7 protein-coding genes are annotated in these 12882 nt (G+C 60.2%); 6 read left to right on the top strand and 1 reads right to left on the bottom strand.

The annotated features are described in order from the left end of the window. Positions 1 to 35 precede the first annotated feature (35 nt). A complete protein-coding gene (locus DOM56_RS02050; RefSeq protein ID WP_110707264.1) occupies positions 36 to 1283 on the bottom strand; it encodes an MFS transporter in 1248 nt (415 codons plus the stop codon). Positions 1284 to 1426: 143 nt separating this feature from the next. On the opposite strand from DOM56_RS02050, the gene DOM56_RS02045 reads away from it, so the two are divergent. The 6 genes from DOM56_RS02045 to DOM56_RS02020 all read left to right on the top strand — a co-directional run bounded on the left by DOM56_RS02045 (position 1427) and on the right by DOM56_RS02020 (position 12859). Beyond that, positions 1427 to 1687: an ATP-binding cassette domain-containing protein gene (locus DOM56_RS02045; RefSeq protein ID WP_110707263.1), complete on the top strand. Its 261-nt coding sequence runs from the start codon at positions 1427 to 1429 to the stop codon at positions 1685 to 1687. 137 nt (positions 1688 to 1824) lie between these two features. Next, positions 1825 to 5355, top strand: coding sequence for a type I restriction-modification system endonuclease (hsdR, locus tag DOM56_RS02040; protein WP_110707262.1), 3531 nt, complete (start codon positions 1825 to 1827; stop codon positions 5353 to 5355). 178 nt (positions 5356 to 5533) lie between these two features. Then, positions 5534 to 6604 (top strand): Fic family protein, encoded by a 1071-nt coding sequence (locus tag DOM56_RS02035; protein ID WP_110707261.1) that lies wholly within the window; start codon positions 5534 to 5536, stop codon positions 6602 to 6604. A 17-nt stretch (positions 6605 to 6621) separates the two neighbouring features. Beyond that, entirely contained in the window at positions 6622 to 8244 is a 1623-nt protein-coding gene (locus DOM56_RS02030; protein ID WP_110707260.1) for an N-6 DNA methylase, read from the top strand. Further along, complete coding sequence (locus DOM56_RS02025; RefSeq protein WP_198655640.1) at positions 8241 to 9596, top strand: restriction endonuclease subunit S; 1356 nt, start codon at positions 8241 to 8243, stop codon at positions 9594 to 9596. The genes DOM56_RS02030 and DOM56_RS02025 overlap by 4 nt, the downstream gene beginning before the upstream one ends. Next, positions 9593 to 12859, top strand: coding sequence for a DEAD/DEAH box helicase (locus tag DOM56_RS02020; RefSeq protein ID WP_110707259.1), 3267 nt, complete (start codon positions 9593 to 9595; stop codon positions 12857 to 12859). The genes DOM56_RS02025 and DOM56_RS02020 overlap by 4 nt, the downstream gene beginning before the upstream one ends. The last annotated feature ends 23 nt before the right edge of the window (positions 12860 to 12882 follow it).

Below are 12882 nucleotides of genomic sequence, written 5' to 3'. Positions count from 1 at the left end.
TCGGCGTGTCCGCTTTGCGCCGTCAGTCCACGTCGTCAATCCACACCCTGGGTCGAGGCCACCTGGCGATCGCGGCCGGCACCTAGGGCCATGACCAGCGCGCCCAGCGCAATCGCGCTCACCAGAATGCCCACCACGTTCCAGCCACCGCTCCAGTCGTGCAGCACGCCGACCAGCAACGGCCCCATTGCCGCCAGGGTATAGCCGATGCCCTGGGCCATCGCCGAGAGGCTGGCCGCGGTGATGGCGTCCGGCGCGCGCAGCGCCAATAGGGTCAACGCCATGCTGAAGGTGCCGCCCTGGCCCAGCCCCAGAATCACAATCCATAGCCATACGCTGCCGATCGGCGCATAGAGACAGCCCAGCAGGCCGATCAGGGTGAGCGCCATCACCCCGACCAGCACCGCCCGCTGATCGCGCATGCGGCTGCCGATCCACGGCGCCAGGATCGCCGTGATCACCTGCAGCAGGATCGACACCGATAGCGCCAGCCCTGCGGTGACCGCCGTCAGCCCTCGATCCTGCAGGATCGTCGGCAGCCAGCCGAACACGATGTACGCCAGCGACGACTGCAGCCCCATGAACAGCGATACCTGCCACGCCAGCGGATCGTGACGCAGGCGCGCGCCCCGGCGGACGGGCACCCGAACGGGTTTGGTGCCCTTGAGCTGAGGCAGCCAGAACAGTGCGGCGATCACCGCCGGCAGCAGCCAGAACGCCAGCGCGCCCTGCCAGGAGCCGTGAGACACCCCTTGAGAAGCACCCTGCCAGATACCGTCGAGCTGCTGACGCAACGGCTCCGTGGTGCCTGCGGCAGCGGAGGCGCCGAGATTGAGCGCAACGGTGTAGAGGCCGGTCATGATGCTGACGCGGCGGGGGAAGTCCCGTTTGACGATGCCCGGCAACAACACCCCGATGATGCCGATGCAGCTCCCGGCGATAGCCGTACCCAGGAACAGACCCGCCGTGCCGACCGTTGTAACGACATAGGGCCGCGCCAGCAGCGCCACCGCCAGCACCACAAGCGCGGCGAACACGCTGCGCTCCGGCCCGATGCGACGCACCAGTTTGGGCGCCAGTGGCGCCGCCAGACCTAGAAACAGCACCGGCAGCGTGGTTAGGATGCCCTGCCAGCTGGGCGAGAGCGCCAACGCCTCGGCGATGCTGCCGAGCACCGGCGAGACGCTGGTCAGCGCCGGGCGGAGATTGATCGCTACCAGCAGCAGCGCGACGAGAGTCAGCACGCTCCGGCGGGGCATCGCGGAAGTCGACAAGAGAACCATCCTTGGAGATCGAAAGATATTGCTGCACGGCGGCAAGCCAGGGGAGCAAGGGTAGCCGATTACGGCCAAAACAGGGATGGTTCTACGCCAATGGTCGAGGGTGGTAGGGTTTTTGACCTTGGGAACAGAGGTTGTGTGCTGCGATGTTGCTTGGGAATCCCGGGGACGGCAATGGCGAGCTTAAAGGTATTGAAGCCGCCACCCACCTTTTCACCGGCCAGGTTTGGCGTGTCTGCATCGCCCGCGCCTTCCTGCTCGATACCCGCATCCTCCTGCTCGACGAACCCACCGAAGCCCGCGTGCTCGACGCGCTTGGCAAACTGATGGAAGGGAAAACCACGCTGCTGGTGTCGCACCGGCCCAGGGCGTTGGCGTTCGTGGGGAGCATGGTGAGAGTGGAGTAGAAAATCTGTAGCCGGATGCGCTCACGAGTTACGCTGCGATACAGTGTCGGCATACAGATTCATGGCGTTGCGTTCGTCTGCCGATACCAGAGTGAATGCGCCGCTGACCGCTGCCAACCCCTGCGCCTGGAGACCCGATGCCGCCGCCTTCCTCCACACGCCTGTCTGAACTGTCGCCAAACTTCGGCTTCCTGGCCGAACATGACCCGCTCTTCGTCGAGCTTGCGGCAGCGGCGGAGCGCGCGTTCTCAAGCGACCCGAACACCACGCTGATCAAGCTGCGTCAGTTCGGCGAGGCGATAGCGCAGCACATCGCGGCACTGTCGGGCGTGGAATTCGATGACCAGACGGCGCAAAGCGAGCTCTTGCGTCGTCTCGATCGAGAGCTTCAGTTCGATTCAGGCGTTCGCGAGATGTTTCATGTCTTGCGGGTCGAGGGCAATCGCGCCACCCATCAGTTCCGCACCCAGCACCGCGAGGCCATGGAAGGGCTGCAGATCGCGCGCAAACTGGCGATCTGGTTTCACCAGGCTTTCAGCCAAAACGGCGCGGCCTTCAAACCGGGGCCTTTCGTTCCGCTCGCCGATCCCAGCGCGCAACAGCGCCAGCTCCAGATCGATATCGAAACGCTCAAACATGAACTGCTGCGGGCCAACGAAGCGTTGGATTCCAGCCAGCAGCTCAATGAGTTGATCGAAAAAGAGCGCGCCGAGTACGAAGCACTGGCGTGTGCCATGGACGAGGAGTCGCGCGAGAAAGCGCAGGTGTTGAAATCCCACGAGCAAGCGCTGCTCGATCAGCAGCAACAGTACGAACAGAGCATTCAGGCGCTCAAGCGCCAGCTTGCCGAACAGAATCAACAGGCGCAGACCTCGCAGCGCCGACAGATCACGCGCAAGATGCAGAGCGCTAACCAGCGGATCGTGTGGGATGAGGCGCTGACGCGCACGATGATCGACCGGCAGCTCGTCGAGGCAGGCTGGGAAGCCGATACCCAGGTACTGAGTTTCAAGCAGGGTGCGCGACCCGAGCCAGGCATCAATCGCGCGATTGCGGAGTGGCCGACGGTCGGGCGTGAGAAGGCGGACTACGTGCTGTTCCACGGGTTGACGCCGCTGGCCGTGGTGGAAGCCAAGAAAGAGAACGTCAACGTGGCCGGCAAGATTGGACAGGCAGAGCGCTACAGCCGAGGCATGGTCATCGAGTCACCGCTGATCGGCGTCTGGGAGCTGGCTGGGCGCACGGTTGCCTGGGCCGATGAACAAGAGGGGCACTACAAGGTGCCGTTCGTTTATTCCTGTAACGGCCGGCCTTACGTTCCCCAGCAGCCGGAGCTTTCGGGCACCTGGTTTCGCGATGTCCGCGAGCCGAGCCATCTCAAGCGCGCCCTGCAAAAGTTTCATTCTCCTCAAGGGCTTTTGGATCAGCTCAAACGCAGTAAGGAGCAAGCGGAACAACGGCTGGCGCAGGAACCCTTTGGCTACCTCGGGCTACGTGAGTATCAGCAGCAAGCCATCGTCGCGACGGAAAATGCGCTTTCTCAGGGCGTGCGACAGGCGCTTCTCGCCATGGCGACCGGTACCGGCAAGACGCGCACGATCATCGGTCTGATGTATCGCTTTCTTAAAGCCGAGCGCTTCAAGCGCATTCTCTTCCTGGTGGATCGCACGGCGCTGGGCGAGCAAGCACTGGGGGCGTTCGACGAAGCGCGGCTCGAGCAGAATCAGACGCTATCGACGATTTACAACGTGGCCGAGCTGGGCGATATGGCGGCGGAAGCCGAAACGCGGGTGCAGGTCGCCACGGTGCAGGCGATGGTCAAACGCGTTTTCGACAGTGATTCACCGCCGCCGGTCGACCAATTCGACTGCGTGATCGTCGACGAAGCGCACCGCGGCTATACGCTCGACCAGGAGATGACCGAGGGTGAGTTGGCGACGCGTGACGTGCGCCAGTATCTCTCCAGCTATCGCCGCGTCCTCGATTACTTCGACGCGGTGAAGATCGCCCTGACGGCGACTCCTGCGCGTCATACCAGCGAAATCTTCGGCAGGCCGGTTTACACCTACTCCTACCGCGAAGCGGTCGCCGATGACTGGCTGATCGATCATGAGCCGCCTATTCGCTACGAGACCCAGCTCTCGCAGCAGGGCATCAAGTTCGATAAAGGCGAAACCGTCCACGCCATCAACACGCAGACCGGCGAGATGGAAGCCGCCGAACTGGAAGACGAACTCAGTTTCGAGGTCGATGCTTTCAACCGTGGCGTGCTCAACGAAGACTTCAATCGGGTCATCTGTGAGGAACTCGCCAAGGAGCTCGACCCCTTCGGCGACGAAAAGACGCTGATTTTCTGCGCGTCCGACCGGCATGCCGACGAGGTCAAACGCCAATTGGATACCGCCTTCAAGGCGATATACGGCGAGGAATATTCCCAAGCGGCCGTCGAGAAGATCACTGGCAAAAGCGACCGCGCCAACCAGCTCATTCGCCAGTACAAAAACGAGCGCTATCCCAATATCGCCATCACCGTCGATCTGCTGACCACGGGGATCGACGTGCCGGCGATCTGTCACTTGGTCTTCATGCGCCGGGTGAAATCCCGAATCCTTTACGAGCAGATGATTGGCCGCGCCACGCGCCGCTGTGACGAGATCGGCAAGACCGTTTTTCGCATTTACGACCCGGTGGATATCTACGCGGCGCTGGCCGAGGTCAGCACCATGCAGCCGCTGGTGAAGAGCCCCAACGTCACGCTCGAGCAGCTAACCCAAGAGCTGGTCGACCCGGATCGACTCGAACAGGGGCTGAATAGCCCCGGCGACCAGCCGGACGAGAGCCAGGCGCACGTCGTGCTCAAGCAGCTCAGTCAGAAGCTGATGCGCGTATTGCGCAAGGCGGAAAAAGCCGCCGAGAAGAAGCCGGCACTTCGCCAGAAACTCGATGAGTTGGAAACTCTCTGGGAAGTGCCGCCCAAGACGCTCCACAAGCATCTGCTCGAACTCGGCCCGAACAAGGCCGCCGTGTTCATCCAGCAGCATGCCGGCTTGATTCATCAGTTGGCGGACGTGGCATCGCTGATGGGCAGCGAGCGGATGCCGGTGATCTCCGAGCATGAGGACGAGATTCGCGAGCGCAGCCAGAGCTACGGTGAGCACAAGCGGCCGGAAGACTATCTGGAAAGCTTCGAGGCGTTCATTCGCGACAATCTCAACGACTCGGCGGCGCTGGCTACTGTGGTCAACCGGCCGCGAGACCTGACCCGCGAGGACCTTCGCCAAATCCGGCTGATGCTGGATAACAACGGCTACTCGGAAGCTCACCTGCAGACGGCGGTGCGCAACCAGACCAACCGCGATATCGCCGCCACCATCATCGGCCACATTCGACGCGCTGCGCTCGGCGAGGCGCTGGTGCCGTTCGAACAGCGGGTGCAAAAAGCGATGGAAGCAATTCACGCGCAACATGCCTGGACGTCCAGCCAACGCAAGTGGCTGGAGCGGCTGGCGAAGCAACTGACGCACGAAGTCATTCTCGACCGGGAAGCCATCAATCGCATACCGGCGTTTGTCGGCGGTGCCAGACAACTGGATAGAGTGCTCGACGACCAGCTGGATGCCGTGCTGGAGGGCATGAACCAGGCGCTCTGGCCCGAGCGAAACGTATAGAAAAGCGGATTTTCTATACAGGTGGTGGCGCTCATGTCGATGGCATCGACATGTATAGGCATCGCCGGTTTCCTGGCATTAGCGTGACGCTAATGCCAAAAGATTCCGGTTTTCTTTGCATGTCGTGTTTTTTATATATAGATTTTCGGTTTTTCTATACATGAAATGAGGGGGCATCGTGCTTCCCACCTTGCCGCTGCCCGAGATCGACCAGTGGGAAACCCGCGCCGTGCTCAAGCAGGCGGCAAAAGCGCATCGCTATCTGGCCGAGCTCAAGGGTGTTGCGGCCACCATCCCCAATGAAGAGATCTTGATCAACACGCTCACGCTGCAGGAAGCGCGACACAGCTCCGAGATCGAGAACATCATCACGACCCAGGACGATCTTTACCGTGCCGTGGTGGCGGATGAAGCCCAGATCGACTCGCAAACCAAGGAAGTGCAGGACTACGCCACGGCGCTGCGCGCCAGCTTCCGTAGCGTTCGGCAGAGTCGACTGCTTCGCCTGAATGACATCCTCGTTATCCAGGAGACGCTGGAGAAAAACCGAGCGGGCCTGCGTAAGCTACCGGGTACGGCACTGCGGAATCAGGCAACGGGCGAAGTCGTGTACGAGCCGCCCCAGGCGGCGCCAGAGATCGAGCGCCTGATGGGTAACTTGGTGGACTACGTCAACGACGACCAACTCTGCGATGCCGATCCACTGGTGAAAATGGCGATCATTCATCACCAGTTCGAGAGTATCCACCCGTTCTACGATGGCAATGGGCGGACCGGGCGGATCATCAACATGCTCTATCTCGTCTCCAAAGGGCTGCTCGATCTGCCGGTGCTCTATCTCAGCCGTTATCTGATCCAGACCAAGGCGCGCTATTACCAGGAGCTGCAGGCGGTCCGCGACAGCGGTGACTGGGAGCCCTGGCTGCTCTATATGCTGGAAGGCATCAGCCAGACGGCGCAGCAGACCATCGAGCTGATTGGCCAGATTCGCGATCTGATGCAGTACACCAAGCACCGGATACGTGAAGAGTGTCCCAAGATCTACCGCCAGGAACTGCTCAACAACCTGTTCAACCACCCCTACACCAAGATCGAGTTCGTCATGGAAGACCTGGGCGTGAGTCGGATCACCGCGACCAAGTATCTGGATGAACTGGTCTCTATCGGTCTGCTGGAAAAGATCAAAGTGGGCCGCAGCAATTTCTATATCAATGCCGCGCTGATGGCGCTTTTCCTCGAGCGCGGTTAACCCGACAGGAATTCATCGTGTCCAATAATGACATCGTTCAAAAGCTCTGGAACCTCTGCGACGTGCTGCGCGACGACGGCATCAACTACTCGGACTACGTCACCGAGCTGGTGCTGCTGCTGTTCATCAAGATGGTTCATGAAAATACCGAAGCCGGCACGCTGGAGCGCCACCCGCTGCCGGTGGGCTGCCGCTGGACCGATCTCAACGGCAAGTCTGGCATCAACCTGCTGGACGACTACAAGCGCATCCTGCTGAGCCTCTCCAGCGGCCGGGACAAAGATGGCCACTTGGTACACGCCGACCCGCTGATCAGCGCGATTTACGCCGATGCCCAGACTCGCCTGCGCGAGCCGCGCCATCTGGAGCAGATGATCAAGGCGCTCGACGGTATCGACTGGTTCAGCGCCCAGCAGGATGGTCTCGGTGATCTCTACGAAGGGCTGCTGGAGAAGAACGCCAACGAGACCAAATCCGGTGCTGGGCAGTATTTCACCCCGCGCAAGCTGATTGATTCGATGGTGCGCTGTGTGAAGCCGCAGCCGCGCGAGGTGATTCAGGACCCGGCCGCCGGTACGGCGGGCTTTCTTATCGCTGCGGATCGCTATATCAAGGCGCAGACCGATGAGCTTTTCCTGCTCGAAGCCCGCGACCAGGCTTTTCAGCGCTACGAGGCCTTCGTCGGTATCGAGCTGGTGCCCGGCACCCGCCGACTGGCACTGATGAACTGCCTGCTGCACGGCATGGAGGGCAGCAAAGAAGGCGTGGTCCATCTAGGTAACGCTTTAGGTCAGGCGGGTGCTGACATCGATAGCGCTGACGTCATTCTCGCCAACCCGCCGTTCGGCACCGCAAAGGGCGGAGATAAAGCTATTACTCGTGAGTTCACTCACAAGACTACTAACAAGCAGCTCGCCTTTCTCCAGCACATCTACCGCAATCTCAAACCCGGCGGCCGCGCCGCCGTGGTGCTGCCGGACAACGTGCTGTTCGAAGCTGGCGTTGGCACTGAGGTGCGCCGCGACCTGATGGAAAAGTGCAACCTGCACACCGTTCTGCGCCTGCCCACCGGCATCTTCTACGCCCAGGGCGTGAAGACCAACGTGCTGTTCTTCACCAAAGGCAGTGCAGCGGACAAGTATCAGGACACCGGCTGCACCGACAACGTCTGGGTTTACGACCTGCGCACCAATATGCCGAGCTTCGGCAAGCGCACGCCCTTCGGCGAGCAGCACCTCAAGCCCTTCGAGGCGGTCTATGGCGATGACCCCAACGGCCAAAGCCCACGTCAGGAAGGCGAGTGGTCGTTCAATGCCGAAGAGATCGCCGTCGATGCTGAGGCCAGCGAGGAAAACCAGGGCGTGAGTGACGACCGCCTCGCCAAGTCGCGCTGGCGCTGTTTCAGTCGCGAGTGGATTCGCGACACCAAGGGGGATTCGCTGGATATCAGCTGGCTCAAGGACAAGGACAGTGTCGACGCCGCCGATCTGCCTGCCCCCGAAGTGCTGGCCGGCGAGGCGATGAGCGAACTGGTGCAGGCGCTCGGTGAGCTGGACGGACTGATGCGTGAGCTGGGCGCCGAGGACGAAGCTGATGGGCAGCGGGTGTTGTTGCAGGAAATGATGGGTGGGGGCGAATGATGCTTCGGCGTGAATTGCCCATTGAATGGTCTCATGCGCAGCTGGGCGACGTCGTTGCCTATGGCAAAACACAGAAATGTGTTTTAAGCGATGTGTCTGACGACACCTGGGTTTTGGAACTCGAAGACGTAGAGAAAGAAAACTCTAGGATTATTGCCCGAAAAACGGCTGCTGAAAGACCGTTCAAAAGCTCAAAAAATTTATTTAAGAAAGGTGATGTGCTTTACGGGAAGTTACGACCCTATTTGAGCAAGGTTGTACTTGCAAATGCGCCCGGGGTCTGCACGACAGAAATTATCCCTATGGATGCTGAGCCATTTGTTCTCAACTGCTATCTTTTTTATTGGCTCAAGACCCATGATTTTCTGAGTTACGTCACTGAAGTTAGCTATGGTGTTAACATGCCTCGTCTGGGGACTAAAGACGGTGTTGTAGCACCAATTGTCCTCGCTCCCCTAGCCGAACAAAAGGTCATCGCCGACAGACTCGATACCCTGCTGGCACAAGTGGAAAGCGCCAAAGCCCGCCTCGAACGCATTCCCGAGATTCTCAATCGCTTTCGTCAATCCGTGCTCGCGGCGGCGGTGAGTGGGAGATTGACTGAAGAATGGCGATTAAAAGCCGAGAAAAAGCTGGAGCCTTTAAAAAAGATAGGAGATATCGCAAAGGTCGTGAGGGGAGGGTCGCCACGACCTGCGGGGCATCCAGATTATTTTGGTGGAGATATTCCCTGGATAACTGTTAAAGAAGTTACGAAGGATAAAGATAAAATTCTTCGGACCACCTCCAGTCAGGTTACAGAGCTAGGGAAGGAAAGAAGTCGGTATATTGAAGCCGGGACGCTGCTATTGACAAATAGTGGGGCAACTCTAGGTGTTCCAAAAATAACTGAGATTGCCGGTTGTATAAATGACGGAATTGTGGCTATTCAGAACATAGAAGAGCCTTTGAAAGGCTATCTTTACTATAATCTATTGTCTATGACTGATTCACTGCGGAGATTAAACCAAGGTGCAGCACAACCTAACCTGAATACTTCAATAGTAAAGGCCATCGAAGTAATTTTGCCCTTGCCTGACGAACAAACCGAAATTGTCCGCCGCGTCGATCAGCTCTTCGCCTACGCCGATACTGTCGAACGCCAGGTCAATAACGCCCTTGCCCGCGTCAACCAGCTCACCCAATCCATCCTCGCCAAGGCCTTTCGTGGTGAGCTTACCGCCCAGTGGCGGACGGATAACCCGGAGCTGATCAGCGGCGAGAACAGCGCCGAGGCGCTGCTCGCGCGCATCAAGGCAGAGCGCGCCGCCCAGGCGCCGCAAAAACGTACACGGAAAAAGGCCAACGCATGACGTCATCGCCTTCACCCACGCAGGCCGAGCGGATTCTGTCGTTCTGGCACAAGGTCGAGTTTTTCGAGTCCACCGATCTCAAGGATATCGACGACGGTAAAGGGGCGATCCATTACCGCAGCGGAGATCTTGTCGATACGCCGGACTGCCTGCCGTGGCTGAACGCGGAGAAGATCCGTTGCGCGGGAGAGCGCTATCGCCCTGGCAATCGTTATCGCTACAAGCTCTATTTGGGGCTGTTCAAGCGCAGTGCAATTTTCGAAATCGCCCGCGACGCCTACCCGGATCAAAGCGATGCGTGGGTGGAGCGCAGCCGGGAGGAGGGGCTGACCTGCTCGTTGACGGTGGAGGTCGATGAAAAAGGCATCGTGGATCGTGAAAGCTTCGCGATTTCCACCGCGCCCTGGATGCTGGGGGCGCTGCAGCAGGGCCGGCTCGATGCGGTAACGCTCGAGGCATTCGAGGAAGCCACCGAAGTCTTCCGCGCGCGGCTGAACAGAATTCTGACTGTCGCCGACAATCTTAAGCGTGAACACGAATTGCCGCCCTGGCTCACCACCTTCGAGCTGGTCGAGATGCTGAAGGCGATGCAGGGCTGGACGGCGTTTTCGCCGCGCAGCGAAGCACCCGCGCTGATCGTGCAGCTCTTTGAGTTGAACAGAAACATGGGGGGTGAGTCGGCAGTCGTCGATGAAGCGCCCGAGGGGCAAGCGTGGTCGGCGCTCGAAGCGCTGTCTCCTCGGTTGGAAGCCCCGCTCGATGAGGTGCCTCCCGTCACGCACACTGATGCAGCGTCAGAGGGTGCGCGGGCTTCAGAAGATGACCCGATGCCAGAAGAGGCGCCACCGGCGGTCAACGAACTCGCCATTCTCAACAGTTTCTATCTTCGCGATCTGGAGCGGGTGCTGTCTCAGGCCAAAGAACAAGGGTTGGCACCCGGCTCGCCGCTGGCGCGCTATTTGGAAGGGGACTGTCACCGTCAGCCCGATCTGCTGCTACCCGAAGGCAAACCGCTGTTGTTGCGCAATCTGGCGATGGAGCGAATGCCCCTGGGGCGTTGGCCCGGTGAAGACGCCCACGCCATGAGCCTGATGCAGCAGTTTGCGATCAACACCATCGACGAGGAGCTGGCCGAGACCGGGCTTTACTCCGTCAACGGCCCGCCCGGAACCGGTAAGACGACGATGCTGCGCGACCTGGTGGCGTGCAACGTGGTCAAGCGGGCGACAGTACTGGCAGGGCTTTCCGCGCCGGAAGCCGCGTTCGGGGAAGATATCAAGGTCAAGATCAACGACCAGCTCCAGCCCATCAAGACGCTCATTCCGGAGCTTGCCGGGTTCGAGATGGTGGTGGCTTCGAGCAACAATGCGGCGGTGGAGAACGTCACCCGCGAACTGCCGCAGGCCAAGGCGCTGGGAGCGGCGTATCGGAAGCTGGGCTATCTCAAGCCGGTGGGTCAGAAACTCGCCGCCGAGCATGACAATCGCGATAGCAAAACGTATGTCGAGGCGCTGACGCCTGACAAAGATTGCTGGGGGCTGATCGCCACGTCGCTGGGAAAGAAAGGCAACCGCGATACCTTCGGCGAGCGGGTCTTTTTCAAGCCGATCGCCAAATGCGAAGCGCAGGTTGAAGCCGAACACTACGCGACGCTGATCCCGACGCTCAACGCGCTGGCCAAGGGGCGTGACGCCAAGCGCGATTTCAATACCGCGCAGCGCGCCTTCCAAGCGGCCGAGAAAGAAGTCACGTCCGTGCAGGCGGAGCTCAAACGCTTGCTGGCGCTCAAGCATCTCGAGACGCAAACCATTTCGGCACGACGTCAGACGGAAAAGCACCGCGGCTTCGCGGCCCGCGTGGCGCTGTGGAAAAGCGAGCAGCAAGCCAAGAACACACCATTTTGGCCGCTGGGCGAGTATTGGAAGCAGCGGGCGATTCTCAAGCAGATGCAGCGACGCGAACGCCGCGCCGCGCAGCAGGTGGAGGTCAGCCAGCAGCGGCTGGCTTCACTGGAGCGGCGGCGGGACAACGAGCAGGCCGAGTGCGCACCGCTACAGCAACGCTACGCCGATGTACTGCTGCCGGATGATTCACTCGATCTGGAAGCTGCCGAGGTACAGCGCACCTCGTTTGGGCACTGTGAAGCGCTCAACCAGGCACGCGGGCGGCTCACCGCACGCGCGTTCGAGCTGCACCAGGCGTGGCTGGTTGCGGTGTATGCCGATCGCAGCAACCCGCTTTTACCCACCATCATGGCGCTGATGCCCACGCTGAACGGAAAAATCGATGACCGTGATGCGGCAAAAGCGCTATGGCAAATGCTGTTCATGATCGTGCCGGTCGTCTCCTCGACCTTTGCCTCGGTCGCCAACCAGTTCAAGGCGCTCAATGAAGGCGAGATCGGCTGGCTGTTCATCGACGAGGCGGGTCAGGCTTCACCGCAGCAGGCGGTGGGAGCGCTGTGGCGGGCCAGACGTGCCATCGTCGTGGGTGATCCACTGCAGATCGAGCCGGTTTTCACCGTGCCGGCCGAGCTGGTTGAGGCGATGGCGAAGGGCGAGTTCGAGCGCGACTGGTACAAGTGGTCGCCGACGGTGTCATCGGTGCAGGTGGTGGCGGATCGCGCCAATCCCTATGGCACAAATGAAATATCCGACGTCTTTTGGGTCGGCAGCCCGCTGCGCGTGCATCGGCGCTGTGACGAGCCGATGTTCAGCATCGCCAACCGCATCGCCTATAACGACAAGATGCTCCACGGTAACGACAACCTGCCTCCCGGGCCGGGCGATAGCCGCTGGTTCGAGGTCGACGGCAACGTCAGCGGCAAGCACTTCGTGTTTGCGCAGGCGGAGAAAGTTGCCAGCATGCTCAAGCCACATATGGAGCGCACCGGTGAGCCGCCGAGCGTCTACGTGATCTCGCCGTTCAAGGCGGTGGCCAGTGGGATCAAAATCCATCTCGAAAGCGCGCTTCCCGCAGAGGCCTTTGGCGGACGCGAGGGGCTGCGTAATTGGCTCAAGGAGCGCGTCGGTACGGTCCATACCTTCCAAGGCAAGGAGGAGGACAGTGTCATCCTTGTGCTGGGGCTTTCGTCACAATCGCCCGGCGCCGCCGAATGGGCTTCCAGTAAACCCAACCTATTGAACGTGGCGCTAACTCGAGCCAAGAAGCGGGTTTACGTAGTCGGCAGCACGAACATCTGGGGCAACAAGAAATACTTCTCGGAGGCGAAAGATCAGCTACCGGTATCCGAATCGATCTGACCGAGTTTCTATGGTGCCGGAAC

The sequence above is a fragment of the Salinicola sp. CR57 genome, from assembly GCF_003206585.1.
In the GTDB taxonomy this organism is placed as follows: Bacteria; Pseudomonadota; Gammaproteobacteria; order Pseudomonadales; family Halomonadaceae; genus Salinicola; species Salinicola lusitanus.
The sequence above is the reverse complement of the archived record's forward strand: the minus strand, read 5'-3'. Positions and strand labels throughout refer to the sequence as shown.

What these genes read in the sequence shown, in the direction of transcription:
- DOM56_RS02050 (WP_110707264.1), bottom strand. Translation starts at nt 1,283, where the DNA reads ATGGTTCTCTTGTCGACTTCCGCGATGCCCCGCCGGAGCGTGCTGACT.
- DOM56_RS02045 (WP_110707263.1), top strand. Translation starts at nt 1,427, where the DNA reads ATGTTGCTTGGGAATCCCGGGGACGGCAATGGCGAGCTTAAAGGTATT.
- hsdR (WP_110707262.1), top strand. Translation starts at nt 1,825, where the DNA reads ATGCCGCCGCCTTCCTCCACACGCCTGTCTGAACTGTCGCCAAACTTC.
- DOM56_RS02025 (WP_198655640.1), top strand. Translation starts at nt 8,241, where the DNA reads ATGATGCTTCGGCGTGAATTGCCCATTGAATGGTCTCATGCGCAGCTG.
- DOM56_RS02020 (WP_110707259.1), top strand. Translation starts at nt 9,593, where the DNA reads ATGACGTCATCGCCTTCACCCACGCAGGCCGAGCGGATTCTGTCGTTC.